This is a genomic window from Roseibium litorale, assembly GCF_014842915.1.
In the GTDB taxonomy this organism is placed as follows: Bacteria; Pseudomonadota; Alphaproteobacteria; order Rhizobiales; family Stappiaceae; genus Roseibium; species Roseibium litorale.
The window spans coordinates 122,093-147,489 of the sequence record NZ_JACYXI010000004.1; the positions used below are offsets into that span (position 1 = coordinate 122,093).

Annotated in this window: 25 protein-coding genes; 14 read left to right on the forward strand and 11 right to left on the reverse strand. The window is 58.8% G+C overall.

What is annotated here, in order from left to right:
- The first annotated feature begins 27 nt into the window (after positions 1-27).
- A complete protein-coding gene (mutS, locus tag IG616_RS08330) occupies positions 28-2,763 on the forward strand; it encodes a DNA mismatch repair protein MutS (RefSeq protein ID WP_192147693.1) in 2,736 nt (911 codons plus the stop codon).
- Positions 2,764-2,766: 3 nt separating this feature from the next.
- Here mutS and IG616_RS08335 read toward each other — a convergent pair whose 3' ends face one another.
- Positions 2,767-3,402: a DUF2799 domain-containing protein gene (locus IG616_RS08335; protein ID WP_209007375.1), complete on the reverse strand. Its 636-nt coding sequence runs from the start codon at positions 3,400-3,402 to the stop codon at positions 2,767-2,769.
- Between the two features lie 184 nt (positions 3,403-3,586).
- Here IG616_RS08335 and IG616_RS08340 point away from each other — a divergent pair, with 184 nt between their 5' ends.
- Complete coding sequence (locus tag IG616_RS08340; protein ID WP_192147695.1) at positions 3,587-4,792, forward strand: MFS transporter; 1,206 nt, start codon at positions 3,587-3,589, stop codon at positions 4,790-4,792.
- On the opposite strand, the gene IG616_RS08345 is transcribed toward IG616_RS08340, so the two are convergent.
- Positions 4,764-5,096 carry a hypothetical protein gene (locus IG616_RS08345; protein ID WP_192147696.1) on the reverse strand — a complete coding sequence of 111 codons (333 nt, stop codon included), beginning with the start codon at positions 5,094-5,096 and terminating at the stop codon, positions 4,764-4,766. The two genes, IG616_RS08340 and IG616_RS08345, sit on opposite strands and share 29 nt — an antisense overlap.
- Positions 5,097-5,193: 97 nt before the next feature.
- A complete protein-coding gene (locus tag IG616_RS08350; protein WP_209007376.1) occupies positions 5,194-5,697 on the reverse strand; it encodes a DUF2244 domain-containing protein in 504 nt (167 codons plus the stop codon).
- A 52-nt stretch (positions 5,698-5,749) separates the two neighbouring features.
- Here IG616_RS08350 and nth point away from each other — a divergent pair, with 52 nt between their 5' ends.
- Positions 5,750-6,568 (forward strand): endonuclease III, encoded by an 819-nt coding sequence (gene nth / locus IG616_RS08355; RefSeq protein ID WP_192147698.1) that lies wholly within the window; start codon positions 5,750-5,752, stop codon positions 6,566-6,568.
- Entirely contained in the window at positions 6,568-7,134 is a 567-nt protein-coding gene (locus IG616_RS08360) for a GNAT family N-acetyltransferase (RefSeq protein WP_192147699.1), read from the forward strand. The genes nth and IG616_RS08360 overlap by 1 nt, the downstream gene beginning before the upstream one ends.
- On the opposite strand, the gene irrA is transcribed toward IG616_RS08360, so the two are convergent.
- Entirely contained in the window at positions 7,100-7,531 is a 432-nt protein-coding gene (gene irrA / locus IG616_RS08365) for an iron response transcriptional regulator IrrA (RefSeq protein WP_209007397.1), read from the reverse strand. The two genes, IG616_RS08360 and irrA, sit on opposite strands and share 35 nt — an antisense overlap.
- A 372-nt stretch (positions 7,532-7,903) precedes the next feature.
- Between irrA and fabA the strand changes: the two genes are divergently transcribed.
- From fabA to fabI, 3 genes are all read left to right on the forward strand, one after another.
- Positions 7,904-8,410 (forward strand): 3-hydroxyacyl-[acyl-carrier-protein] dehydratase FabA, encoded by a 507-nt coding sequence (fabA, locus tag IG616_RS08370; RefSeq protein WP_192147700.1) that lies wholly within the window; start codon positions 7,904-7,906, stop codon positions 8,408-8,410.
- Positions 8,411-8,532: 122 nt separating this feature from the next.
- Positions 8,533-9,756, forward strand: a complete 1,224-nt coding sequence (gene fabB / locus IG616_RS08375; RefSeq protein WP_192147701.1) for a beta-ketoacyl-ACP synthase I — start codon at positions 8,533-8,535, stop codon at positions 9,754-9,756.
- An 11-nt stretch (positions 9,757-9,767) separates the two neighbouring features.
- Positions 9,768-10,583 (forward strand): enoyl-ACP reductase FabI, encoded by an 816-nt coding sequence (fabI, locus tag IG616_RS08380; protein WP_192147702.1) that lies wholly within the window; start codon positions 9,768-9,770, stop codon positions 10,581-10,583.
- A 70-nt stretch (positions 10,584-10,653) separates the two neighbouring features.
- Here the strand turns inward: fabI and IG616_RS08385 are convergent, their stop codons facing one another.
- A complete protein-coding gene (locus IG616_RS08385; RefSeq protein ID WP_209007377.1) occupies positions 10,654-11,169 on the reverse strand; it encodes an SH3 domain-containing protein in 516 nt (171 codons plus the stop codon).
- 269 nt (positions 11,170-11,438) lie between these two features.
- Here IG616_RS08385 and IG616_RS08390 point away from each other — a divergent pair, with 269 nt between their 5' ends.
- A complete protein-coding gene (locus IG616_RS08390) occupies positions 11,439-12,425 on the forward strand; it encodes a 2-hydroxyacid dehydrogenase (protein ID WP_192147703.1) in 987 nt (328 codons plus the stop codon).
- 207 nt (positions 12,426-12,632) lie between these two features.
- On the opposite strand, the gene dnaQ is transcribed toward IG616_RS08390, so the two are convergent.
- The 5 genes from dnaQ to IG616_RS08415 all read right to left on the reverse strand — a co-directional run bounded on the left by dnaQ (position 12,633) and on the right by IG616_RS08415 (position 16,341).
- A complete protein-coding gene (gene dnaQ / locus IG616_RS08395) occupies positions 12,633-13,346 on the reverse strand; it encodes a DNA polymerase III subunit epsilon (protein ID WP_192147704.1) in 714 nt (237 codons plus the stop codon).
- Positions 13,347-13,453: 107 nt separating this feature from the next.
- Entirely contained in the window at positions 13,454-14,041 is a 588-nt protein-coding gene (coaE, locus tag IG616_RS08400; RefSeq protein ID WP_192147705.1) for a dephospho-CoA kinase, read from the reverse strand.
- The gene (locus IG616_RS08405; protein WP_192147706.1) at positions 14,038-14,883 is read right to left on the reverse strand and encodes a shikimate dehydrogenase; all 846 of its coding nucleotides are present in this window, start codon (positions 14,881-14,883) and stop codon (positions 14,038-14,040) included. The genes coaE and IG616_RS08405 overlap by 4 nt, the downstream gene beginning before the upstream one ends.
- Positions 14,880-15,473 (reverse strand): Maf-like protein, encoded by a 594-nt coding sequence (locus IG616_RS08410; RefSeq protein WP_192147707.1) that lies wholly within the window; start codon positions 15,471-15,473, stop codon positions 14,880-14,882. Before IG616_RS08410 ends, IG616_RS08405 begins: the two co-directional genes overlap by 4 nt.
- A 28-nt stretch (positions 15,474-15,501) precedes the next feature.
- A complete protein-coding gene (locus IG616_RS08415) occupies positions 15,502-16,341 on the reverse strand; it encodes a pyruvate, phosphate dikinase/phosphoenolpyruvate synthase regulator (RefSeq protein WP_192147708.1) in 840 nt (279 codons plus the stop codon).
- A 429-nt stretch (positions 16,342-16,770) separates the two neighbouring features.
- On the opposite strand from IG616_RS08415, the gene hemE reads away from it, so the two are divergent.
- The 5 genes from hemE (at position 16,771) to IG616_RS08440 (ending at position 21,646) form a co-directional block, all read left to right on the forward strand.
- Entirely contained in the window at positions 16,771-17,799 is a 1,029-nt protein-coding gene (gene hemE, locus IG616_RS08420) for a uroporphyrinogen decarboxylase (protein ID WP_192147709.1), read from the forward strand.
- Between the two features lie 2 nt (positions 17,800-17,801).
- Entirely contained in the window at positions 17,802-18,230 is a 429-nt protein-coding gene (hemJ, locus tag IG616_RS08425) for a protoporphyrinogen oxidase HemJ (RefSeq protein ID WP_192147710.1), read from the forward strand.
- Between the two features lie 267 nt (positions 18,231-18,497).
- Positions 18,498-19,763 carry a transcription termination factor Rho gene (gene rho, locus IG616_RS08430; protein WP_073014545.1) on the forward strand — a complete coding sequence of 422 codons (1,266 nt, stop codon included), beginning with the start codon at positions 18,498-18,500 and terminating at the stop codon, positions 19,761-19,763.
- A gap of 649 nt (positions 19,764-20,412) precedes the next feature.
- Entirely contained in the window at positions 20,413-21,000 is a 588-nt protein-coding gene (locus IG616_RS08435) for a hypothetical protein (RefSeq protein ID WP_192147711.1), read from the forward strand.
- A gap of 73 nt (positions 21,001-21,073) precedes the next feature.
- Complete coding sequence (locus IG616_RS08440) at positions 21,074-21,646, forward strand: GNAT family N-acetyltransferase (protein ID WP_192147712.1); 573 nt, start codon at positions 21,074-21,076, stop codon at positions 21,644-21,646.
- A 1-nt stretch (position 21,647) separates the two neighbouring features.
- Here the strand turns inward: IG616_RS08440 and IG616_RS08445 are convergent, their stop codons facing one another.
- The gene (locus tag IG616_RS08445) at positions 21,648-23,663 is read right to left on the reverse strand and encodes a thioredoxin domain-containing protein (protein ID WP_192147713.1); all 2,016 of its coding nucleotides are present in this window, start codon (positions 23,661-23,663) and stop codon (positions 21,648-21,650) included.
- Positions 23,664-23,788: 125 nt separating this feature from the next.
- Between IG616_RS08445 and mnmE the strand changes: the two genes are divergently transcribed.
- A complete protein-coding gene (gene mnmE / locus IG616_RS08450; protein WP_192147714.1) occupies positions 23,789-25,159 on the forward strand; it encodes a tRNA uridine-5-carboxymethylaminomethyl(34) synthesis GTPase MnmE in 1,371 nt (456 codons plus the stop codon).
- Positions 25,160-25,397: the final 238 nt, after the last annotated feature.

Consider the following 25,397-nt stretch of genomic DNA (forward strand, 5'->3'; position numbering starts at 1 on the left):
TGCCGATGGGTTTGCTAGGTTCGCCTCATGTCACAAAATCCGATGCCCGAAACCGCTCCAGCGGATACCCGCGTTACGCCCATGATGGCGCAATATGTGGAGATCAAGACAGCCAATCCGGACAGTCTCCTGTTCTACCGGATGGGGGATTTCTACGAGCTTTTCTTCGAAGACGCGGAAATCGCCTCGCGGGCGCTGGGCATCACGCTGACGAAACGCGGCAAGCACCTTGGCGAAGATATTCCCATGTGCGGCGTGCCGGTTCATGCAGCAGACGACTATCTGCAGAAGCTGATCGCGCTCGGCCACAGGGTTGCGGTCTGCGAGCAGATGGAGGATCCGGCGGAAGCCAAGAAACGCGGCTCCAAGTCCGTGGTCCGGCGCGACGTCATCCGGCTGGTGACACCGGGCACGCTGACGGAAGAACGGCTGCTGGATTCCGGAGCGAACAATTTCCTGTGCGGCCTGACCCGCCTGCGCGGTGGCTCGCTGACAGGTGACAGCGTCTATGGTCTTGCCTGGATCGACATGTCCACCGGCTCGTTCCAGGTGTCTGAATCCGACGACCAGAGGCTGGCAGCAGATCTGGCGCAAATCTCTCCGCGTGAGCTGATCCTGCCCGATAACCTGCTCCAGGAAAACGAGATCCGGCATCTGGCCCAGCAATCCGGCGCGGCGCTTTCCCCTGTACCGAGGGCCTTTTTCGACAGCTCGACCGCAACGGACCGGCTCGCCCACTACTTCGGTGTGAAGACGCTCGACGGCTTCGGCACCTTCTCCCGGCCTGAACTTTCCGCTGCAGCCGGCATTCTCGCCTATATCGAGAAGACCCAGCTTGGAGAACGCCCGCCGCTCGACCCGCCGGTTCGCGAGGCAGGCGCTGGCCGGATGCTCATCGACCCGGCAACCCGCGCCAACCTGGAATTGACCCGCACCCTTGGCGGCGAAAAGCAGGGCAGTCTGCTTGCCACCATCGACCGGACGGTCACGGGTGGCGGCTCACGTCTGCTCGCCAGCCGCCTTGCCGGTCCCTTGCTCAATGTCGGCGAGATCAATCGGCGGCATGATGCCGTCGAGTTCTTCCTCGACAACGAAATCATGCGCGAAGGCCTGCGGCAAACCCTGAAAGGCGCGCCGGACATGGCACGCGCCCTGTCGCGCATTGCCCTCCAGCGTGGCGGGCCGCGGGATATTCTCTCCATCGCCCTGGGGCTGGAAGCTGCAAAACGCGTTCTGGATCAGACAAGTGCATCTGGCGGTGCCATTCCCGCCGAGATCGAAGCAGCGCGGTCCAGCCTCGAAAAGGCCCCCCATGCCCTGGGAGACGAGTTGAGCCGCGCCATCAAGGAAGATCCGCCGCTGCTGAAGCGCGACGGCGGCTTTATCGCCAGCGGCTATGACGCCAATCTGGATGAGCTCCGGTCCTTGCGCGATGAATCCCGCAAGGTCATTGCAAAGCTTCAGGCCGATTACGCCGAAGAGCTTGGCCTCAGATCCCTGAAGATCAAGCATAACAATGTGCTTGGCTGGTTCATTGAGACGCCCAGCGCCCAGGCTGAAAAGCTGACGGCAGACCCGGGCCGCTTCATTCACCGTCAAACCATGGCGGGCGCCATGCGCTTCACCACGACCGAGCTGGCGGATCTGGAATCCAAGATCGCCAGCGCGGGTGAGCGCTCACAAGCCATCGAGTTCGAGATCTTTGACCGTCTTGCCGCTGCGATTGTTGCTTCAGGTGATGCCATCAAGGCTGCGGCCTACGGGTTGTCGATCCTCGACGTTTCCGCAGCTCTTGCAAAGCTCGCCCAGGAAGACGGCTATGTGCGCCCGCTCGTGGATGACAGCCGCGCCTTCGAGATCAAGGCTGCCCGCCATCCGGTGGTGGAACAGGCACTGAAAGCCTCAGGCGGACAGAGCTTTGTCGCCAACGATGCGGATCTCGGACCCGAGACACAGGGCGGAACCGGCCGGATCTGGCTGATCACCGGTCCCAACATGGCCGGTAAGTCGACCTTCCTGCGCCAGAACGCCCTGATCGCGGTCCTGGCGCAAATGGGCGCCTTTGTGCCTGCGGCCAGCGCTCATATCGGCGTGGTTGACCGGCTGTTTTCCCGTGTGGGCGCCGCGGATGATCTCGCGCGCGGACGTTCGACCTTCATGGTCGAGATGGTGGAAACCGCAGCCATTCTCAATCAGGCGGGCGACCGGTCTCTGGTCATTCTCGATGAAATCGGGCGCGGAACAGCAACCTTCGACGGCCTGTCCATCGCCTGGGCAACCATCGAGCATCTGCACGAGGTCAACAAGTCCCGCGCTCTTTTCGCGACCCACTATCACGAGCTGACCGCGCTCAGCCAAAAGCTGGACCGGCTGTCCAATGCCACGGTTCTGGTCAAGGAATGGAAGGGGGACGTGGTTTTCCTGCACGAAATCGTGCCCGGTGCAGCAGACCGGTCCTACGGGATCCAGGTCGCCAAGCTTGCAGGTCTTCCCGCCAGCGTGGTGGAGCGGTCAAAGGCTGTTCTCAGCCAGCTGGAAGAGCAGGACCGGCGCTCTCCGGCGGAGGCTTTGATCGATGAACTTCCGCTCTTTGCGGCCTTCACCCAGCCCAAGGCACAGGCCGGTGCGACTAAACCTCAAGGACCGAGCGCCGTAGAGGAGGCTCTGGACGGCATTGATCCGGATGACCTGACACCGAGGGAAGCTCTGGACGCTCTCTATAAGCTGAAAGCAGCAAGAAAAGCGTCCAGCGCCGAAACCTGAGGCTTATTGCGGGCCGTAGCCCGGGATGGTCCGGGCGGCTTCCGCACTTACGGTCCGCTCGGTTTCGTCGTAGAAGCGCTGCGCCTCCATCAAACGCCAGCGGGCATCCTGAAGGTCAAAACGCGCGTCCTGAAGATCCTGCCGGCGGCGGTGCACGTCCTCCCGGCAGGCTCTCAGCTCGTCGCCGTTCTTGCCCGAACAGGAAAGACTGCCCACATCCAGCCGCAACCGGCTCATGCGGTTGTCGATATCCCGGACCCTGCGTTCCTGTTCCTCAACCTTGCTGCGGGCCTGCCAGATCCGCTTTCCAAGCGAATGCGCATACTCAAAGGAGCCAGCCATTTGCGGCGGACAGACCGGAGAGGCGCTCTTGCCCTGACGGCCAGCGTTATAGCCATTCATCGGCGTGCAATAGATCTGAACACCCTGGTTCCAGCCAGACATATACTGGTCCGTGTCCGGCGTGACGCCATACCGGCCGCAATCCTTGACGATGTCAGCAAGCCGGGACGCCTGATAGCCGTTCGCGCCATCCGCCTTGCCCAGCGCTACCCAGTCACCGGCAGCGCATTGCTCCTTGGAAACCGTCTCACACCCTGCGAGCAGCAGCACGGCAAACAGCGCCGCAATTCCCCCCATAATCAATTTCATAATCAACCCAGCCAATCTTCAGAAAATACAGGCAATGCCGCTTGTTTCGCACCTCTGGTGAGGTCCAGTAAATCAGTTCCGAGGTGGCAAAACCGGCAAATCGCATTATAGTAGACGTCTTCTTCCTGGTCCTCACCTTCGGCCAGGTCGCCTTCTGCGGTCTTTGTTCATCATGTTTCTCAGCCAGCCGTTGACGCCTCAAGGCGTCTGGATCGTGTGCCTGTTGTTTCTGGGCGCATTTTGCCAATCCTCCCTTATTCCCGCGATGGGCTATTTCATTGTCGAAGGACTGAATGAGCCGGCCTGGAAAATCGGTATTTACACCGGCATCGTCACTCCCCTGACGATGCTTGTGAACCGGCAGTTCGGCAAACAGATTGACGGACGAACCCCTATCCGGAAGCTGCTCGGGATCGCGGTTGCAGGCTACACGCTGTTCGCCGCAATCCTTGCGTCCGGGCCAAGCTTTGCAATCCTGGTTGTTTGCGGCGCGCCCCTGATGGCACTGGCCAACAGTGCGAGCGCAACCACCTTCAGCTATGGCCGGCTTTATGCGGCTGATGCTTCGCTGAACATTCCCCGCTACAATTCTCTTCTGCGCAGCGCGACCTCACTTGCATGGATGATTTCACCAGCGGTCAGCTTCATGCTGTTTGCCCAGATCGGCTTTCAGAAAACCTTTCTGGTCTCCGCAATAATGGGCCTTGTCTGGTTCGCAATATGGCACAGGACCGTTCCCGGAGATTTCCGGGCGCCTGAGCGGCAAGCCGCCGCCGTGGCGCTGGGCGGGTTTGACTGGGCACTTTGGCTGGCAGCTCTCGCCTGCACGCTCTTTGCTCTTTGCAACGTGCTGTTCACCTCGGCGCTGGCGATCTACACCATCAAGGAAGTCGGATTGCCCGGATCCACCCCCGGCTTGATGCTCTCGGCAAAATGCTTCGTGGAAGTGATCGCGATCTTCGCGGCCCCCCGTCTGGTTCAAATGACCAGCTCAAGGACAATCCTGCTGCTGGCCGCCGCGCTCGCCTGCGGCGTCTTTCTGATGATGACACAGATTGAAACCGTTCACGGGGCCTTGGGCCTGTCTCTGCTGGAGGGCCTCTATTACGGCCTCTTTGCCGGTGTCAGCATCACCTATATTCAGGACTTCATTCCCACCCAGCCCGGCAGGGCAACGGCAATCTACATGAACTGCCTGTTCATGGGCTCCATGATTGGCAGTGTCTCCATGGGCTTCATCGCCAGCGCCTTCGATTTCCGCGCTGTGGTGTTCGTTGCCGCAATAGCCGGTGGTGGCGCCTTTGTCACACTCCTGCTGACTCCGGCAATGACCAGGGCCACAGCTGGCGTCAAGCACTCCTGCGATGGCTCGCCTTGATCTCCTCGATTTCCGCCTGCATCACCCGGAAGGCATCGAGGGCGAGCCGTTCCTCCTTCGTCAGGCCTTCCAGCTTCGGTTCCAGCTTCTCGATCAGGACGTTGAGCGCTTCACCCATCCGGCCCAGCTGGCGGCCATAGCTGCCAACTTCCGACAGCACTTTCTGTTCGATTTCAGGCGCGGGAGAACGGCCCAGATTGATGTTGATCAGGCCGAACTGGCTGCCGATCGCCTTGAACATGTCAAACCAGGGATTGATCGTCTGAGAGACATCTCCTGAAAGCGGGAGTCTGAATTCGGGCATAACATCGTCCTTCTGATCTCAAGGTTGCTCAGAAACACTAGTACAACCCATACAGGTTCGTATGCCCAAATTCCGGTCGCCGGGACGAAAAGACGCCTCAGCTCCTTCCTGCTTTGGCGGCCGCCAGCGCATTCACCATGGCACCGGCAAAACTTGTCCGGTCCTCCGGATTGAGGAAATCGCCCAGACTGACCGTTTCCCCGCGGCTGCGCAGGCTGATCTTGACCACGCCCTCATCATCGAGCCGCTGCACCAAAAGGCGGACCCAGAAGGGATTGAAACGGTATTCGAGCGATTTGCGGCCGGGACCCACCTTCCGGATAATCAGCTCATGGGCGGAGAGGCTTATTTCCTCGTAGCGGCGGGCAGAAGCGTAATTCATCCGGAACGCTGCCCAGATCAGAACAACATCCAGACCGAAGAAGCCGAAAACCGGCCAGGCGCCGATGGAGAGGAACAGGGCCCCGCTGGCAAAGCTGACCGCCGCCACACACACCATGAAAATCATGAAGCCGCGCGGGCTCAAGGAGCGGTAAGGGGTCAGAACCGCCTCAAAAAGGGGCCGGTCCTCCTCTTCATGTCTGTCTTCAACGTTCCGCATGCGCTCTGCTTTCGGATTGGCGAAGGTCATGCGGTGGGATTATAGAGGGGACATGGCGATTTCAAAGATCACAAAACAGGCAGCCAAGACCCCAAAGGCAAAGGCTGCCAAGCCCCGCAAGGCTCCATCGGTTGCGGAACCGGGAAAGGTGCTCAAGCGCCCGCGTTATACCCGCGCGGAGACACACGAGATTTTTCAGAGATTTCACGCGGATAATCCGGAGCCTAAGGGAGAGCTGGATTACGTGAATGCCTTCACCTTGCTTGTGGCGGTGGTCTTGTCCGCCCAGGCAACGGACGTTGGAGTCAACCGGGCGACGAAGAAACTGTTCCAGATCGCCGACACGCCGGAAAAGATGGTCGCTCTTGGTGAGGACAAGGTGCGGGAGGAAATCCGTACGATCGGCCTGTTCAAGACCAAGGCAAAGAACGTCATTCTTCTATCTGAGCAGTTGATCCGGGATCATGGCGGACAGGTGCCCGATGATAGGGAAGCGCTGGAAAAACTCCCCGGCGTAGGGCGGAAGACCGCCAATGTCGTGCTGAACATCTATTTCGGCCATCCGACCATAGCCGTCGACACGCATCTTTTCCGGCTTGGAAACCGGATCGGCATCGCGCCGGGCAAGACACCACTCGACGTCGAAAAAGCCATGGAGAAGGCCGTTCCGCTGGAATTCAGCCTGCATGCGCACCATTGGCTGATCCTTCATGGCCGCTATATCTGCAAGGCCCGCAAGCCGGAATGCCGCCGCTGCGTGATCTATGATCTTTGCCGCAGCCCCGAACGCGAACCCTATGACGCCGTTCCTGAAATTGCCTTGAAGACTGCAGCGCTGGTCGCAGCTGGCAAGACACGTCTGGACGACTGATGACCTCTTCTGTGCCCGCAGGGCTGAAAACGCCCGAGCCGACCCGGCGGTTGCGCCTGAGGCTTCCGGAACTGACGGATGCGGCCTTTTACCTTACCCTTCTGAATGAGCCGGACTACATCCGCTTCATTTCCGATGCCAAGGTACGCACACTCCGCACGGCCGAAGCCTTCATCAAGCTGCGGTCCCTGCCGCGCTTCGAGAAATATGGAACCGGGCTCTGGGTCGTTGAGAAGCTGGACACATGCGATCCCATCGGCATTTGCGGGCTGATCATCCGGGAGGGGCTGGATCACCCGGATCTCGGCTACGCCTTCCTGTCGTCACATCAAGGCAAGGGATATGCGCGGGAAGCAGCCAGGGCCGCAATCGGCTTTGCGCGGGAGCACATGAAGCTAGACTGGCTTTGCGCGATCATTGATCCGGGCAACGAGAGATCAGCCAAGCTCCTGACGGATCTCGGGTTTCATCGCGACGGCCAGCGTATGCTGGAATCCATCGGAGCCGTCTCGGATTATTTTGTAAAACCGCTTAGCGCTTCCGCTTGTGGCGCAGACGGACAATGACATCGACACGCACCACTTCCATGCCTTCGGGGGCAGCCGGGATGCGGCCAATGCCCACACCTTCTCCCGGAATATCGAAGACCTCGTTGTCGCCTTCCACAAAGAAGTGATGGTGGTCGGAAACATTGGTATCGAAGTAAGTCTTGGTGCCGTCGATGGCGACTTCCCGCAGCAAACCGGCTTCGGTGAACTGATGCAGGGTGTTATAGACAGTGGCAAGAGACACCGGCACATCTGCCTGAACGGCCTCCTCATGGAGAATTTCCGCAGAGATGTGACGGTCGCCTTGAGAGAACAGCAGTTCGGCAAGCGAAACGCGCTGACGCGTCGGGCGCAGTCCGGCATCCCGCAGCATGTCGGTCACATTGTGATGATGGTCGGCATGATGTGATTGCATCGTGTCGGTCATTCCCAAGTCTTATCCCGTCCGCTGCCGTAATGGCCGCCATTCCGTTAAGTAGTAACCGGTCTGCTGTATTGCAAACCAGACCGCAGTTTCCCTTATCTGCCATTTCTTGGCCCGCACATGCAAGTTTTTTAAAATCCGTCTGCCCCGTGATCCTTCCCATTACCGCTGATCAATCCTCGGGAAAAAAACGAGGTTCTGTCCCAAATCTGACCTCAAGATGCGGTAACTAACCCTCAACATGATCTTTCGGACCTCGTTGCCCTGTGTTAGGAAAGCCCCCTAACAAATCAGGTAGAACCAACATCTTGGCTCATTTTTCGTCCGAATTATGGGCTGCTAGGGAAAAAGAACGGAACTCGAATGACCGATCGGCGCTCCAGCTACACCTATGAGGATCTTCTCGCCTGTGCACGAGGCGAACTTTTTGGCGAAGGCAATGCACAGCTGCCCTTGCCTCCGATGCTCATGTTCGACCGGATTACCGATATTTCCGAAACAGGCGGTGAGTTTGACAAGGGCTATGCCCGCGCCGAGTTCGACATCAATCCCGATCTGTGGTTCTTCCCGTGCCATTTCCAGGGCAACCCGGTCATGCCCGGCTGCCTGGGTCTCGACGCCATGTGGCAGCTGACCGGCTTCTACCTCGGCTGGCTAGGCCTTGAAGGCAAGGGCATGGCCCTGTCCACCGGCGAAGTGAAATTCAAGGGCATGGTGACCCCGAGCGTGAAGAAGGTCGAATACGGTATCGACTTCAAGCGCATCATGAAGGGCCGTCTGGTTCTCGGCATCGCTGACGGCTGGCTGAAAGCCGATGGCGAGCAGATCTACAAGGCCACCGATCTGCGCGTCGGTCTGGCAAAGCAGTAAGCGGACCTGTTCCGCACACCCATAAGTCAGATCCCGCGCTCATTAGCGCGGGACAACTTTTTGAAGGCGGCCTTCATCCCCATATGAGGCCAGCATTGCTTCAAGAGAGATAGGAGACCGCAATGAGGCGGGTTGTCATCACCGGAATGGGTATCGTGTCGTCCATCGGCAACAACACCCAGGAAGTTCTGGAAAGCCTGCGCGAGGGCAAGTCGGGCATCAGTTTCGCTCCCGACTATGCCGAGCACGGGTTCCGCAGCCAGGTTCATGGAATGCCGACGATCGACATTCCCTCTCACGTTGACAAACGTCAGCTCCGCTTCATGGGCGATGGCGCAGCCTATAACTACATCGCCATGCAGCAGGCGATCGAGGACAGCGGCCTGGAAGAAAAGGACGTGTCCAACGAGCGGACCGGCTTGATCATGGGGTCCGGCGGCCCGTCTACAAAGAACCTGTTCCAGGCACACCAGATCGTCATCGAGAAGGGCTCGCCCAAGCGCATGGGCCCGTTCATGGTGACCCGCGGCATGAGCTCGACCAACTCGGCCTGCCTTGCCACGCCCTTCAAGATCAAGGGCATCAACTATTCCATCACGTCTGCCTGCTCCACATCCGCCCATTGCATTGGCTCTGCGACAGAGCAGATCCAGTTCGGCAAGCAGGATGTGATGTTCGCGGGCGGCGGCGAGGAACTGGACTGGACCCTGTCCTGCCTGTTCGATGCCATGGGCGCCATGTCCTCCAAGTACAACGACACCCCGCAAACGGCATCGCGCGCCTATGACGCGACCCGCGACGGTTTCGTCATCGCTGGCGGCGGCGGCGTGGTTGTTCTGGAAGAACTGGAACACGCCAAGGCCCGCGGCGCGAAGATCTACGCGGAAGTCACTGGTTACTGCGCAAATTCCGACGGCTACGACATGGTGGCTCCGTCCGGAGAAGGCGGTGAGCGCTGCATGCGCATTGCCACCAGCACGCTGGGTGACCGCAAGGTCAACTACATCAACAGCCACGGCACCTCGACCCCGGTCGGCGACATCGGCGAGATCCAGGCGATCCGCCGCGTGTTTGGTGAGAACCAGCCGCCAGTCTCCTCGACCAAGTCGCTCACCGGTCACAGCCTCGGCGCGACCGGCGTGCAGGAGGCAATCTACTGCCTGCTCATGCTGCAGAACGACTTCATCACGGCATCTGCGAATATCACTGAGCTGGATCCGGAGCTGAAGGTAGGCGAAATCGTTACCAAGCGCATCGACAACGCCGGTCTTGATACCGTTCTGTCCAACAGCTTCGGCTTCGGCGGCACCAATGCCTCCCTCGCCATGTCGCGCTATCACGGCTGAGGAGACGTTTCATGTCTGATATCATGAAGGGCAAACGCGGCCTGATCATGGGTGTGGCCAACAACCACTCCATCGCCTGGGGCATTGCAAAGACCCTGCACGAGCATGGCGCAGAACTGGCTTTCACCTATCAGGGCGAAGCGTTCGGCAAGCGCACCAAGCCGCTGGCGGACTCCGTCGGCGCAAAGCTGCTTCTGCCATGCGATGTGGAAGATATCTCCACCGTTGATGCGGTCTTTGACACGCTGAAGAAGGAATGGGGCACGATTGATTTCATCGTGCATGCCATTGGTTTCTCGGATAAATCGGAACTCCGCGGCAAGTACGCGGACACCTCGCGGGAAAACTTCTCCCGCACCATGGTGATTTCCTGCTTCTCCTTCACCGAGATTGCCAAGCGTGCGGCTGAGCTGATGCCGAACGGCGGCTCGATGATCACCCTGACCTATGGCGGCTCCACCAAGGTGATGCCGAACTACAATGTCATGGGTGTTGCCAAAGCCGCTCTGGAATCCTCCGTGCGCTACCTGGCCGTCGACTTCGGTGACCAGAACATCCGCGTGAATGCGATCTCTGCCGGTCCTGTCCGGACGCTCGCAGGCTCCGGCGTGTCCGATGCCCGCCTGATGTTCAACTACCAGAAGCGCAACGCACCGCTGAAGCGCACCGTTTCCCTTGAAGAAATCGGTGGCACCAGCCTCTATCTTCTGTCCGACCTGTCAGGCGGTGTGACGGGCGAAATTCACTTCGTCGACAGCGGCTACAACATCATGTCCATGCCGCGGCTCGAAGAACTGAAGGTTCAGGACACCGGCGTAGCGGACTAACCGCTGAAGCCAGAATATGAAAAAGGCGGGTCCCAATGGCCCGCCTTTTTTGTGTCTTGTGTTTGCTGCCTCAGTCGATGGTCTCGTCCGGGTAGACACCGAAAAGACGTGTCTGATCGATCCAGCCGTCATAGCCTTTGCCGTGAATCCGGCACCAGCCGTCGTCACACTTGTCGATCGTTGCCAGAACCCTGGACTTCAGCTCCGCCACAATCACCGCATCAGACTGCGGCGTCGCCCGGAGCGGCGTCGCCGCATCCGCTTCCCAAGGCGTCACCAATGCGGTTCTGCGGCCTGAAAGCAGGGAATGATAGACCCAGCCTTCCTTGCCTTCCCAATCACGAACACGCCGCCAAAGTTCAGTTTCCTGAACGATTTCAAGAGGAAGTCCTGCCTGAACATAGGTCCAGCCTATGGCATGCTCCCGGGTTGGGCCAATCCGGATGTTCACCCGGTCGGACTTCAGGCTGACAAAACGGGGAACCGGCAAGCCGCTGGCACCAGTTCGTGTTCCTTGAGCGAGCGCAGCTTGATGCGCAAAGGCGAGGCAGGTCAGCATAAGCACGGCAGCGAGAAAACGCATCATTCCGGGCATCAGTCGGGCCATATTATTCGCTAGTCCAATTGTGTTGCGTGAGCATCTTCATGCAAACCTGTACCGAAAACAGTGCTCCATGGCCAGCGCTCCCACAGTTGGATCCGCTGACCAATGAGATAACCTAACGTCCACTTGTGTCTCTCCGGCCATCTGGGTAAGGAGAAGGAGAGTGTTGGCGTGCGTGGTCTCGGCAAGGTGCGCTATGGTGGAACCGTTGTGGTTAATGTGACCTCAACGCTACGCAAAAGGCATGAAGCATGGGGAAAAAGAAGCCTGTCGTCGTCGTTACCCGGAAATTGCCGGACGTCGTCGAAACGCGGATGCGGGAGCTGTTCGAAACCCGGCTGAACGAGACGGACCGTTCGCTCACCCAGGCGGAACTGGTTGAGGCTGTCCGGACCGCGGACGTGCTGGTACCGACGGTGACAGACCGGATCGATGCCGCCGTTCTGTCTCAAGCCGGCCCGAACCTGAAACTGATCGCCAACTTCGGCAATGGCGTCGACAACATTGACGTCACGACTGCAAATACCCGGGGCATCAATGTCACCAATACGCCCGGCGTTCTGACTGAAGACACGGCGGACATGACCATGGCGCTGATCCTTTCGGTGCCGCGCCGTCTTTCTGCCGGCATCAAGGCAGTGGAAGCCGGGGAGTGGCACGGCTGGTCCCCAACCTGGATGCTCGGGCACCGGATCTGGGGCAAGCGCCTCGGCATCATCGGTATGGGCCGCATCGGTCAGGCCGTTGCGCGCCGCGCCAAGGCCTTCGGCATGTCGATCCACTATCACAACCGCCGCCGCGTGCCCTCGCATATCGAGGAAGAGCTTGAGGCGACCTACTGGGACAGCCTGGACCAGATGCTGGCCCGTATGGACGTTGTCTCGATCCACTGCCCGCATACGCCGGGAACCTTCCACCTTCTGTCTGCCCGCCGGCTGAAGCTGCTGAAGAAGGACGCTTATGTGGTCAACACCGCCCGCGGCGAAGTGATCGACGAGAACGCCCTGATCCGCATGCTGGAAGCCGGTGAGCTTGCCGGCGCCGGTCTTGACGTGTTCGAGCACGAACCGGCCGTCAATCCGAAGCTCGTGAAGCTGGAAAACGTGCTTCTTCTGCCGCACATGGGCTCAGCCACGATCGAAGGCCGCATCGAGATGGGCGAAAAGGTCATCATCAACATCAAGACCTTCATGGACGGCCACCGTCCGCCGGACCGGATTCTTCCGTCCATGCTCTGATGGATTCGGAGCCGTATCAATTCAAAGGCCGCAGATACGCTCTGCAGCCTTTCTTCTTTGGAAAGCCCCTCCGCCACGCCGTCCCGGACGGAGCCCAGCGAAGATCCGGGATCTCCATCTGTTTGACAGGAACAGACCCGAGACGTGGTCCCGGCTCAGGGCCAGGACAGCCGGGGAGCGGGCAGAAAATGCGAGCCTGTCGTCAAGCTACTGATATTTCTTCCAGATCGCGCCATCGCCCATCTTGGCGATAAAAGCCTGGTGCGCCTCGTATTCGGCCTGCAGGATAAGCGGAGGAAGAGGCGAGGGGCGCGGGCGGGCGTTGAAGCGGCCAAGACCTTCTTCATGCCCGGCGTTCTGGCCGGATGAGCTGCTGCTGTCCTCATCCGGCATGAGGCTCAAAGCGGTCTGCTTGCCGCCGATCAGCTCCAAATAGACTTCCGCCAGAATTTCGGCGTCGAGAAGAGCTCCGTGCTTCACACGGCGGGAGTTGTCGATTCCATAGCGGTTACACAACGCATCCAGAGAGTTCGGGCCGCTTGGATGTTTGCGCCGGGCGATGTCCAGCGTATCGAGCACCTGATCCCTGGAGATGGTTCTGCGCCCGCAGCGTTCCAGCTCCATGTTGATGAAGCCCATGTCGAAGGCCGCGTTGTGGATCACCAGAACAGCGTCTCCGACGAACTCGAGAAACGCGTCCGCCACATGCTCGAACAGCGGCTTGTCTGACAGAAACTCTTCCGACAGGCCATGAACATTGAAGGCTTCAATCGGCATGTCGCGCTGAGGATTGATGTAGACGTGATAGGTCCTGCCGGTCGGCACGTGATTGATCAGCTCAACGCCGCCAATTTCGACAAGCCGGTCTCCGCCCCGCGGGTTGAGGCCGGTTGTTTCCGTATCGAACGATATTTCGCGCATGGCTGGTTCCTGTCTGCAATCCGTTCACAAGACCAAAGGACGGGTAGGAGAGCAAGAGAAACCGCCATTTTGTCCCCGCTCTTGCTGGTCCTCAGAAGCAAAAGTGCTCAGGGAAGCGGGGCCAGAGCTCTCAAGATGGCGTGAACAGACCGGCGGGCAGCATCCATTCCATGTCCCGTATCGACCAGGAAATGGGACCGCCTGCGTTTCTCCGCATCCGGCATTTGGCGGGAGAGGATCTGCTCGAAGCGCTCAGCGGTCATTCCCGGGCGCTCCAGCACGCGTTGACGCTGAACGGCGGCATCTGCCGTCACCACGACGCAAACATCGACCCGGTTGTGGCCGCCCGTTTCAAAGAGAAGCGGAATATCGAGCAGAACGGCGCGCCGCCCTTCGGCCCGTGCCCGCTGCAGAAAAGCCAGTTCTTCTTCCCGCACGAGCGGATGCACGATCTTCTCCAGCCGGGCCATTGCCTCCGGCTTTCCCAGGACATGCGGAGAAAGAAGCGTGCGGTCTACCTTCCCGTTCCTGACTGTTCCGGGGAACCCGGCTTCAATCAAGGGCGCCGCCCGTCCGGCATAAAGCATATGCACCACCGCATCCGAATCGTGACCAGGCACGCCTGCTTCCGCGAAAAGTTTCGCGGTCGTGGACTTGCCCATGCCGATGGAGCCGGTGAGGCCGATCCGGATCACGCGTTGCGCTCCAGATCCGCAATGACCAGCGACCGCAGTTCGTCATCCACCTCAGGCTTGATGCCGAACCAGCGCTCGAAACCGGGCACCGCCTGATGCAGCAGCATCCCGAGGCCATCCACCACCGGATTGCCCCGCGCTTCAGCTTGCCGCAGGAGATCCGTCTTGAGCGGCGAATAGACCGCATCCGTGACGAGAGCTGTCGTGGACAGATCAGAGAGGTCGATTTCCAGCGGCGGCTTGCCGGTCATTCCAAGCGCAGTGGTGTTCACCAGAATGTCCGCCGTCCCAAGAAGATCCCCAAGTTTATCCCAAGGTTGCGCAATCGTTGAGGAACCGAATTGTTCCGCAAGATCCTGCGCCTTTTCCAGGGTCCGGTTGACAATATGAACAGTCTTGAGGCCACGGGACAGAAGCGACCAGATAATGGCACGTGCAGCGCCGCCTGCGCCAAGAACGACCGCCGTCCGGGCATCCTTGTCCCAGCCTGGTGCGAACTGGTCGAGATTGCCAAGAAAACCGATGCCATCCGTATTGGCACCCATAAGCCGGCCGTCCTCCGCCAGCCACAGGGTGTTGCAGGCACCCATGGCCTTCGCGGCGTCATCCAGCTCATCACAGCAAGCCGCCGCCAGCTCCTTATGCGGAACGGTGACATTGCCGCCGGTCAAACCGGACTCCGCGAAATTCCGGTAAAAGTTCTTTGCCTCGACCGGATCGACCGCAACCCGGCCATAGCTGCCCTCAATCCCGTATTTCTGCAGCCAGTAGCCGTGGACCATCGGCGAGCGGGAATGGGTGACCGGCCAGCCGGTGATCGCGGCCTTAGGGGGATTGCTCATGTGTCGAGAACTCCGAGACGGCGCAGTTCAGCAAAAAGCGGAAGAAGCGGGAGACCGAGAATGGTGAAATAGTCACCTTCGATGCGCTCGAACAGCTGAACCCCCGGTCCTTCAAGCTGGTAGGCGCCAACGCTGGAGAGTGCCGTTTCACCAACGTCCGCCAGATAGCGGCCGACAAATCCAGGCGTCAGTTCCCGCATCGTCAGATGAGCTGCCGAGACATGCCGCCAAATGGCCGCTCCGTCTCTGGAAAGAACCACAGCTGAGAGCAACGTGTGAGTACGTCCCGAAAAAGCCAGAAGCTGGCGCCTTGCGGCTTCCATGTCTTCCGGTTTGGTGAAACGCTTGCCCTCATAGGCGAGTACCTGATCGGCACCGATAACGAGATCGCCCGGGCGGCGTCCGCTGACATCGTCAGCCTTTGCTTCTGCGAGAACCAGGGCAAGATCTTCCGGCAGGAACCCTGCCTCAATAAGAGGGGCTTCAACAGCCCGCTCATCAACGCCGGCCGGATCGACTTCCGCATCAACTCCCGCATTCCTAAGCAGCTCTGAACGGATCTTGCTTCCGCTTGCAAGCACCAATGCCATCGTTCTTACCTCTAATGTCCCCGAAGGCTCAGCCTTCTGCTGCCTTTGTCCGGAAGGCGCGGTAAAGCGCCATGATTTCGGCTGCGGTTTCCTCAATGGAACGGCGCGTCACATCAATCAAAGGCCAACCATTTTCCGAGCACATGCGTCTGGTCAATGTGATCTCCCGCGCGATCTCCCGGCGGTCCACATAGGTATCGTTATAGGTCTCCGAATTGAGGGATAATACCCGGTTCCGCCGGATTTGCTGAATTCTCTCCGGGGACGCGATCAGCCCGACCACCAGCGGGTTTTTAAGGTTCAAGAGCTTCCCGGGAACAGGAATGTCGGGAACGAGGGGCACATTGGCGGCCTTGATGCCGCGGTTTGCCAGATAGATGCAGGTCGGCGTCTTTGACGTTCGGGAAATGCCGACCAGAACAATGTCGGCGGATTCCAGATCCTCCGGCACCTGACCGTCATCATGCATCATGGTGTAGTTGAGAGCTTCGATACGCTGGAAATATTCCGCATCCAGATCATGCTGACCGCCAACGCGATGAGTTTGCCTGACATTCAGATAGGACTGAAACACCGCGAAAACCGGATCCAGAATGTTGACGAACGGAACTCCAAGTTCCCGGCACGTGCGCTCCAGGCGGCTAGAAATCTCATCATCGACAAGGGTGTAAAGCACGATACCCGGCGCGGTCTCGATTTCGCTGATGACCCGGTCGAGCTGCTTGTGGCTGCGCACCAGCGGATAGACGTGCTCGATCTCCCGGACATTCTCATATTGAGCAGTCGCGGCCCGCGCCACGGTCATCAAAGTTTCGCCGGTAGAATCCGAAACCAGATGGAGATGGAAGTAGTTACTGGTCTTATTCACACTATCATCCCCACCCCTGTTGATGGATCGGGCCGGCCTGTGGTCAACGCCGCCCTCGCCTCGAATTAATACCCGCTGCCAAGAAACTCTCAACAGCGCAGGGTTTTCAAAAGAGTCCCGGCGAAATGATCCGGCCAGCATGTGGATTAACATGATGACACGGCGTCATGGACAGGTTCTCCACCTTTGCCCAATTGGTAAACGGCTCGTTAACGAACATGCAAGAGCTTCATTCAGAACGTTTTTTTGACTTATCGACTCTTGTGGAAGATAACTTGTCCAGAACTTGCGACGATTTATCCCGGATCGCATACCGGTGTGAATGATTGTGGAGGATCAATGATCCCTGTAATCCACCCACAATAAGAAAAAACAGATTCAAAATTAGAATCTTATTTGTTTTAGACCATGGGAAAGGGTCCCTGTCTGATGAAGTCCGAAGACCGTGCGGTAATGCGAGTGCTGGCAGGCGAAAAGCTGTGGCCACCGCCCATCTGGATGATGCGTCAGGCAGGCCGCTATCTCCCGGAATACCGGGAAGTCCGGGCCAAGGCGCCAAACTTCCTGTCCTTCTGCTACAACCCGGATCTGGCAACGGAAGTCACGCTCCAGCCGATCCGCCGTTATGGCTTTGATGCGAGCATTCTGTTCTCGGACATCTTCGTCGTGCCGGACGCCATCGGCTACCCGGTCCGCTTTGAAGAAGGACGGGGACCTGTTCTCGATCCTCTGTCCCACGACATCCTGGACCGTCTGGAACAAGAGCGGGCTGAGGAGCACCTGAAACCGGTCATAGAGACGGTTTCCAGGTTGAGAGCGGAGCTGCCCACTGAGACAACCCTTCTGGGCTTCTGTGGCGCTCCCTGGACCGTTGCGTGCTATTCTGTTGCTGGTCACACAACTCCGGACCAGATAGCGGCGCGTGTCGGCGCTTACCGTGATCCGGACATGATGGCCCGGTTCATCGATCAGCTCGTTACTGCATCGATCCGCTATCTGATCCGTCAGCTCGATGCGGGCGCCGATGCTGTTCAGATCTTCGACACCTGGGCTGGCGTTCTGGATGATGCCGGTTTTGCGCGCTGGTCGATTGCGCCCACCAAGGCAATTGTCGACGGTGTGCGTTCTGCGCGGCCTTGCGCCCGGATTATCGGGTTCCCGAAGGCATCTTCAGCCCGGTTGAAGGCCTATATCGACGGCACCGGCGTTGACGCGGTAGGTATCGACTGGACTGCGCCGGATGATCTGGCGCTGGAAATCCAGAAGAAGGTTCCGATCCAGGGCAATCTGGATCCGATGCGTCTCGTCGCGGGCGGCAAGGCACTGGATGACGGCATCGACCATATTTTAAAGACCTTCGACAAGGGACCGCTGATCTTCAATCTCGGCCATGGGGTGACACCCGATGCGGACCCGGCGGAAGTCGGCCGTATGGTTGAACGTGTGAAGAAGGGCTGAGCATGGGCGTTTACGAGTGGGTCAAGTCGCTCCATATCATTTCGGTCATCGCCTGGATGGCCGGAATGCTCTATCTGCCGCGGCTTTTCGTCTACCACTGCGATGCAGCGGCTGGTTCCGACAAGTCTGAAACTTTCAAGGTCATGGAACGCCGGCTGTTGAAGGCGATCATGACGCCGGCGATGATCGCGTCCTGGGTTTTTGGCCTGTGGGCGGCCTACGAGATTGGCGCCTTCAGCCAGGGCTGGTTCCATGCCAAGCTGGCGCTGGTGCTGATCATGTCTGGGGCTCACGGATACCTTGCTGGTTGTGTGAAGCGGTTTGCCAAGGATGCGAACACCAAGCCAGCCCGGTTCTATAGGATCCTGAATGAAGTCCCGACTGTCCTGATGATTGTCATTGTCATTCTGGTGGTCGGTAAGCCTTTCTGACCTATATACTTGTGGGTGCGACGGAAAAAACGTCGCATCCGTCTTTTTGTGTACTTGCGAATCTCGAACGAACACATTATTGTTCGTCAACTTCCGGCTAGGTCATATGAGCATTTTGTTCGGCCAGCCTGACAGCCACGTCTAGTCTAGACCAATCTGGCAGTTCCTCAGCTTACCTTCTGAAATTCATCTGAAGATCCGCTTCAGCCTAGGCGTCCGAAGCTCTTTCCACACTCATATCCACCAACAGAGAACGACCCCAATTTCATGCGGGAAATGAAACTCAAAGATCTTAAAGAAAAAACCCCGACCGAGCTGCTGCAGTTTGCAGAGGAGCTTGAAGTCGAAAATGCCAGCACCATGCGCAAGCAGGAGCTGATGTTTGCCATCCTCAAGAATCTTGCTGCGCAAGACGTCGATATCATCGGCGAAGGGGTGGTTGAGGTGCTTCAGGACGGGTTCGGCTTCCTCCGTTCGCCGGACGCGAATTATCTTCCGGGCCCGGATGATATTTATGTTTCCCCTTCCCAGATCCGGCGGTTTTCCCTGCGCACGGGTGATACGGTGGAAGGGCAGATCCGCAGCCCGAAGGAAGGCGAACGCTACTTCGCTCTGCTGAAGGTCAACACGATCAATTTTGAAGATCCGGACAAGGCACGCCACAAGGTCCACTTCGACAATCTGACGCCGCTTTATCCTGATGAGCGCTTCAAGATGGAAATCGAGGATCCGACCCGCAAGGATCTTTCCTCCCGCGTTATCGATCTGGTCGCTCCGCTCGGCAAGGGCCAGCGCGCGCTGATCACCGCTCCGCCGCGGACCGGTAAGACGGTGTTCCTCCAGAACATCGCGAAAAGCATCACCACCAATCATCCCGAATGCTATCTGATCGTTCTGCTCATCGACGAGCGTCCGGAAGAAGTGACGGACATGCAGCGCACGGTGAACGGCGAAGTGGTTTCCTCCACCTTTGACGAACCGGCCTCCCGTCACGTTCAGGTCGCCGAGATGGTCATCGAGAAGGCCAAGCGCCTCGTTGAGCATGGCCGCGACGTGGTGATCCTTCTGGACTCCATCACCCGGCTGGGCCGCGCCTACAACACCGTCGTGCCGTCTTCGGGCAAGGTCCTGACCGGTGGTGTTGACGCCAACGCCTTGCAGCGCCCGAAGCGTTTCTTCGGTGCCGCCCGTAACATCGAGGAAGGCGGCTCCTTGACGATCATCGCGACTGCCCTGATCGATACCGGCAGCCGCATGGACGAAGTGATCTTCGAAGAATTCAAGGGTACGGGTAACTCCGAAATCATCCTGGACCGCAAGATCTCCGACAAACGCGTCTACCCGGCCATTGATATCCAGCGTTCCGGCACCCGTAAGGAAGAGCTGCTGGTGGCACCCGAGCGTCTCAAGAAGACCTTTGTGCTGCGCCGTATCCTCAACCCGATGGGCACAGTGGACGCGATCGAGTTCCTGCTCGACAAGCTCAAGCAGACCAAGTCGAACGATGATTTCTTCGACAGCATGAACACCTGATTTTCAGGTTTCAGATTTGCATTATTGAAAGCGGGTCCCGGAAGGGGTCCGCTTTTCTTTTCTTAAACACTCTTTCCGTAATCATCACCGGAGTATTGCGATTTTTAGCGGGGGAACGTGAGTGCAAAAACGTGATCCATCTCTGGCGCCACGTCCGTTGACGCGCCAGGATCTAGATGATGTCAGCGCTCTTTATGAGAATGTCTTTCGCTTCCGCAAATCCGGGGCAGTGCGGAGTCAGATTTCCGGCTATCTCAATGACGTCTTTCTTGATCTGCGGACCTATGGCGAAGAGGACGGCAGCTTTTTGTGCCGGGACAGCGAGGGTCTGATTGCGGCGGCCATTCTGGCATTGCCGATGAGCATCCGGTGTGTGGATGAAACGGTTGCCGCACGGCTTCTATGCTGCCTCATGAAAAATCCGGAGTCATCGGAAGCCAAAGCGGGCGCTTATCGCTTGTGCATGTCCTTGCATCCGAGAACACAAGACTTCTGCTTTACCGACACGGCCGCGGCCAGAAGCATTGATTTTGTCCGCAGCGGCGGCGGAGAAATGTTGCCCTTTCAGACATTAAATTGGAGGAGAATTTTCCGGCCTCTGACGTTCATCGCAAACCGCCGGCTTTCATCGGGGGCCGTTCTGCCTGGATTGGCGAAGCTCGCAGCACGTGCAGGGGATAAGCTTGTCCGCCGGGTGGTCTCCGGCTTGGCTGCAAGGCCTTCAAATGGCTTTCGCAGCCAGCCCATCGATCCGGAAGAGTTCCGGATCATCGCAGAGCGTCTTACTGAAAGATATGCAATCCGTCCCACCTGGGACAAGGAGGAGTATGGCTGGCTGGTGGAGAAGGCGCTATCCAATCCCGTGCTCGGCGAGATGCATGTGCGCGTGGTCGCCGATGATTGGGATACCGTTGCCGGCGCCTATCTCTACTTTATGGATAGGCATCGGGTTGCACGTGTGTTTCATGTGGTTCACGAAAAGGACCGCGCGGCAGATGTGCTCACCTGCCTGTTCGCAGAGCTGGATGATGCGGGCGCATGCACGGCAACGGGAATGGCTCAGGCAGATCTTCTCATTCCTCTGTCCTCGGAGCCTCGGGTGTCCTACCGGTTCAGGGGAGGGTTTTGTGTGCTGAGCAAACATGCCCACGTCATTGATGCCTTGCGGCGCAATGATGTCTATCTTGGCGGTTTCTATTCTGAAGCCTGGAACCGTCTGGCGATGGATTTCCTTTAAGCCGTTCGCTATTCCCGCAGTACTGTTTCACGTGAATCCGGTTCGGGCTTTTCGATTCGGATCTGCAACCTTTATGGATTGGACAATGTATCTGGAAACCGAACGCCTAATCCTCCGGGATTGGAAGGACGAAGACCGGGAGCCCTTTGCGGCGATGGGTCAGGATCCGGAGGTGATGCGTTACTTTCCCGGATTGCTGTCACGGCAGGACAGCGATGCGCTTGTCGACCGCGCCATTGCCAAGCAGTCGGCGGACGGCTTCTGCTTCGTTCCGGTCGAGGAAAAGGCGACGGGTAAGTTTCTTGGCTTCACGGGTCTGTCGCGGCCATCCTATCCCAAACCATTGCCTTTCGATCCCTGTGTCGAGATTGGCTGGCGCTTTTGCCGTCAGGCGTGGGGGAAAGGTTTTGCGAGCGAAGCGGCACGGGAGTGGCTTCGATTCGGTTTCGCAACGCTTGGACTTGAGGAAATCGTTGCCTTCACGACGGTGACCAACCTCAAGTCTCAAGCCGTCATGCGCCGTATTGGCATGACCACCCATTCCCGCGACGACTTTCCTCATCCAATGCTCGACAGCGATCATCCGCTTGTTGCCCACGTCCTTTACCGCTTGAGTAAAGAGGCTTGGGCTCAAGCGGCTGCCTGAGTTAGCTGCTGAGAAGGTTTCTCAGTTCTGCTTCGGAGGTTACCGGCAAGCTGCAGGCCCCTTCGCGGCAGAGGTACGCTGCCGGTTGACCGTCCTTGGCATCCTTTCCATGGGCGGGATGGCCTGCCGGGAAGATATCGGTCGAGGGAGTGACGATCCGGACGATTGCGGGATCGGCTGCTGCATCGATCACCTGCAGCAATGGATTCGGATCCGTGCCGTCCGGAGCCACGATGACGGCAAGGCGGCCGTTCAGTCTTGTGTCGAAGCCCGCAAGCAGGGCCGCTGTGGCAAAGACATTCTTTGGCACGTGAGAGGAAAGGGCGGTCAGAAGCCTGTCCGCGAGATCCCTGTAGTATCTCTTGCCGGTCAGAAGGTAGAGCCGTGAGAAGGCGGCGGCTGCGACAGCATTGGGATTTGGCGTCGCTTCGTCGGAGCTTGTCAGCGGCCGCGTGATCAGACCCGGAGCATCCTCCGCCGTGAGATAGAAAGCGCCTTCCGGAGTGGCGTAGTGCCGGACCAGCTCTTCGGCCAGATGCTCGGCGTCTTTCACATAGCGCTCTGCATTTGAGGGATCAGCTTCTGCAAGGGCAATAGCGGCCGCCATCATGTTGGTGTAGTCGGATGCAAAGCCCGGCAGCAAAAGCGTATCGTCACGCCAGGAGTGGCCAAGGCGGCCATCCCGCATCATCTGCGACATGACGAAGTCATAGGCGCCCTTCGCTGCTTCGAGATAGGATTCACGTGAAACACTCTGGGCCGCCTGAGCAAGGCCAATGATGGCAAGACCATTCCAGTCCGCAAGCACCTTGTCATCCAGAGACGGGCGCACTCTCTCGTTCCTGCGGGCCAGAAGGCGGGCTCGCATGTCGGACAGAACCTGTTCTTCCTCTTCCGCCAAAACCCCGTCCGCCTGAAGCCGATTCAGGATCGTAACGTTATCCCAGTTCCCGGATGGCTCGACGTCATAGTGCTGGGAGAAGTGATGGGCCTCCGCTTTTCCGAGCACATCTTGGATCTCCTCGGAGGTCCAGACATAGAAGCGGCCTTCTTCGCCTTCGCTGTCAGCATCAAGGCTGGCAGAAAAGGCCCCTCCAGCCTGGCGCATTTCATTGATCAGCCAGTCGGCGGTCTCTTCGATTCGGCGTCGAAACAGGTCTTCACCAGTGGCTTGATAGGCGAGGGAAAGGCCTGAGAGGAATTGGCCATTGTCGTAAAGCATCTTCTCAAAATGCGGCACGAGCCAATGCTCGTCCACCGCATAGCGTGCAATGCCTCCACCTAAGTGATCGTAAATTCCACCGTTGGAGATTTTCCGGAGTGTATGGAGGTAGACGGACTTTGCGTCGTCATTCCCGTTCCTCAAACCAAGCCGCCAGATCAGCTCCATGACAGAGGCCTGCGGGAATTTGGGGTGACCCTTGATCCCGCCATGCTCCCGGTCGAACAGGGAGAGAAGCCGTTCTGCGCCAGCGGTGATCAGGCCGGGATCGAGAGGGGAGGGTGTGGCCGGCAGCTTCACTTCCAGAGCCCGCATCAGGCCCTTACGGTTGGTATCGATTCGATCCCGGTCCGAGTGAAAGGTTTTTGAGATTCCCTCCAGAACCTCGATGAAGGAGGGACGCCCCCATTGAGAGACTTTCGGGAAATAGGTGCCACCCCAGAAAGGTTCTCCCTCCGGTGTCAGGAACATGGTCAGCGGCCAGCCGCCTTGCTCGCCCAGGGCATGGAGCGCCTTCATGTAGATCTGGTCGATATCCGGACGTTCCTCCCGGTCGACCTTGATGCTCACATAGAGACGGTTCATGACCTCGGCTGTTGCCGGATCTTCGAAGCTCTCATGAGCCATCACGTGGCACCAGTGGCAGGCGGCATAGCCAACCGACAGGAGAATGGGTTTGTCGTCTGCCTTGGCGGCATCAAGAGCCTCCTGACCCCAGGGGTACCAGTTGACCGGATTGTCCTTGTGCTGCAGCAGGTAGGGACTTGTGCAATTCGTGAGGCGGTTTCCGGTCATCTGGATGAGGTCCTTCGGGACGGGTCGAAACGGAATCTTGTCACTTGTATATCTAGGGCCTAGTGCTTCGGGTACCAGTGCCTGTCGGGTCCTCGAAGCTTTCCGGGCTTCCTCTCCATAGCGGAATGAACATGTCAGCAGAAACGATCTTTGCCCTCTCCAGTGGAGCTCTTCCGTCCGGGGTTGCCGTCATCCGGCTTTCCGGCTCCCATGTGAAGCCTGTCCTGGAGAAGCTTTGCGGGGCCGTTCCGATCCCCCGGCAGGCGGCGCTCCGAAAGCTCAGGGATCCGGGCACGGGCGATCTGCTGGATGAGGCTCTGGTTTTGTTCTTCCAAGGGCCTGCCAGCTTCACTGGCGAGGATGTTGCGGAGCTGCAGTGCCACGGGGGAAGGGCCGTCGTTGCACGGCTGCTTGAGGTCCTTTCAGCTCAGGATGGGTGCCGCCCTGCGGAGGCCGGGGAGTTCACGCGCCGCGCCTTTGACCGGCAGCGGATGGACTTGACCGAGGTGGAAGGATTGGCAGATCTGATTGCCGCAGAGACCGAAGGGCAGCGTAAGCAGGCGCTCCGCCAGATGGGCGGTGAGCTCGGCCGTCTCTATGAGGGCTGGCGCAAGCGGCTCATTCACATGCGGGCCATGATCGAGGCGGAGTTCGACTTTGCCGACGAGGACGATGTGCCGGGCAGTGTGGCCGATGAGGTCTGGGTAGAAGCTGCGGACCTGTCGCGGGAAATTCAGGACCACCTGACCCGGTCGAAGAGCGGCGAGCGTCTGCGCAGCGGTCTTCAGGTCGTTCTGATGGGGGCGCCGAATGCCGGCAAGTCCAGTCTGCTGAATGCGATCGCTGGACGGGATGTGGCGATTGTCACGGAGGAGGCAGGCACGACCCGCGACACGATCGAGGTGCATCTGGACCTCGGGGGGTATCCCGTCACGCTAGTGGACACTGCCGGCCTCAGAGCGGATGCCGGACGGGTGGAGCAGGAGGGCATCCGCCGGGCCAAGGCGCGGGGCGAGACGGCGGACCTGATCCTCTGGGCGGTGGAGCCGGACGGCGTGGAACCTGACGCGGAGGAGGCCGAGCTTGGCCCGCTTCTTACCTCCGGTGTTCCGCTTTGGATCGTCCGGACCAAGACGGATCTGGCGTTAAAGAAAGGGACTCTTCCGAAACGAGACTCCTCCGGAACGATACAGGAGATTCAATGTTCAACGTGGAACAGGGATGGAATGGATGGACTGATCGATGCGCTTTCCGCGTTTGCATCCGAAATGATAGCGGTTGGCGAAGCACCGCTGGCAACCCGTCAACGGCACCGGCATTTCCTCAAGGCCTGTATGGACAGTCTCAACCACGCCATCGCCCAGACCCATTTGCCACAGGAGCTGCGCGCGGAAGACCTGCGTCTGGCAGCGGACGCCCTGGGCCGGATCACCGGGCGGATTGATGTGGAGGATCTGCTGGATGTGATCTTCCGGGATTTTTGTATCGGCAAGTGAGCGCCGGTGTTTCACGTGAATCATGTTTGCGGGCGGTGATCGATTCAGATCCGGAACGTGTTTCACGTGAATCCAGGCCCGGAACAGGGACTGCGGACGAGACGTTCAAGCCGTCTTTCCGCGGTTTTTCTTTGCCCTGATTGGTCTGAGGCCGTATAAAGCTGGCAGCAAGAAGCGGGTCCCGGCAAGCTCAGTGCAGTTAGTTTCCGCCGGACCTGATAGGGCCTGATCGAGATGC

What these genes read in the sequence shown, in the direction of transcription:
- IG616_RS08340 (WP_192147695.1), top strand. Translation starts at nt 3,587, where the DNA reads ATGTTTCTCAGCCAGCCGTTGACGCCTCAAGGCGTCTGGATCGTGTGC.
- IG616_RS08350 (WP_209007376.1), bottom strand. Translation starts at nt 5,697, where the DNA reads ATGCGGAACGTTGAAGACAGACATGAAGAGGAGGACCGGCCCCTTTTT.
- hemJ (WP_192147710.1), top strand. Translation starts at nt 17,802, where the DNA reads ATGGGCGTTTACGAGTGGGTCAAGTCGCTCCATATCATTTCGGTCATC.
- IG616_RS08405 (WP_192147706.1), bottom strand. Translation starts at nt 14,883, where the DNA reads ATGAGCAATCCCCCTAAGGCCGCGATCACCGGCTGGCCGGTCACCCAT.
- IG616_RS08335 (WP_209007375.1), bottom strand. Translation starts at nt 3,402, where the DNA reads ATGGGGGGAATTGCGGCGCTGTTTGCCGTGCTGCTGCTCGCAGGGTGT.
- IG616_RS08360 (WP_192147699.1), top strand. Translation starts at nt 6,568, where the DNA reads ATGACCTCTTCTGTGCCCGCAGGGCTGAAAACGCCCGAGCCGACCCGG.
- IG616_RS08345 (WP_192147696.1), bottom strand. Translation starts at nt 5,096, where the DNA reads ATGCCCGAATTCAGACTCCCGCTTTCAGGAGATGTCTCTCAGACGATC.
- fabB (WP_192147701.1), top strand. Translation starts at nt 8,533, where the DNA reads ATGAGGCGGGTTGTCATCACCGGAATGGGTATCGTGTCGTCCATCGGC.
- IG616_RS08390 (WP_192147703.1), top strand. Translation starts at nt 11,439, where the DNA reads ATGGGGAAAAAGAAGCCTGTCGTCGTCGTTACCCGGAAATTGCCGGAC.
- mutS (WP_192147693.1), top strand. Translation starts at nt 28, where the DNA reads ATGTCACAAAATCCGATGCCCGAAACCGCTCCAGCGGATACCCGCGTT.
- IG616_RS08440 (WP_192147712.1), top strand. Translation starts at nt 21,074, where the DNA reads ATGGATTGGACAATGTATCTGGAAACCGAACGCCTAATCCTCCGGGAT.
- dnaQ (WP_192147704.1), bottom strand. Translation starts at nt 13,346, where the DNA reads ATGCGCGAAATATCGTTCGATACGGAAACAACCGGCCTCAACCCGCGG.
- fabI (WP_192147702.1), top strand. Translation starts at nt 9,768, where the DNA reads ATGTCTGATATCATGAAGGGCAAACGCGGCCTGATCATGGGTGTGGCC.
- irrA (WP_209007397.1), bottom strand. Translation starts at nt 7,531, where the DNA reads ATGCAATCACATCATGCCGACCATCATCACAATGTGACCGACATGCTG.
- fabA (WP_192147700.1), top strand. Translation starts at nt 7,904, where the DNA reads ATGACCGATCGGCGCTCCAGCTACACCTATGAGGATCTTCTCGCCTGT.
- rho (WP_073014545.1), top strand. Translation starts at nt 18,498, where the DNA reads ATGCGGGAAATGAAACTCAAAGATCTTAAAGAAAAAACCCCGACCGAG.
- hemE (WP_192147709.1), top strand. Translation starts at nt 16,771, where the DNA reads ATGAAGTCCGAAGACCGTGCGGTAATGCGAGTGCTGGCAGGCGAAAAG.
- IG616_RS08445 (WP_192147713.1), bottom strand. Translation starts at nt 23,663, where the DNA reads ATGACCGGAAACCGCCTCACGAATTGCACAAGTCCCTACCTGCTGCAG.
- IG616_RS08410 (WP_192147707.1), bottom strand. Translation starts at nt 15,473, where the DNA reads ATGGCATTGGTGCTTGCAAGCGGAAGCAAGATCCGTTCAGAGCTGCTT.
- mnmE (WP_192147714.1), top strand. Translation starts at nt 23,789, where the DNA reads ATGAACATGTCAGCAGAAACGATCTTTGCCCTCTCCAGTGGAGCTCTT.
- nth (WP_192147698.1), top strand. Translation starts at nt 5,750, where the DNA reads ATGGCGATTTCAAAGATCACAAAACAGGCAGCCAAGACCCCAAAGGCA.
- IG616_RS08385 (WP_209007377.1), bottom strand. Translation starts at nt 11,169, where the DNA reads ATGATGCGTTTTCTCGCTGCCGTGCTTATGCTGACCTGCCTCGCCTTT.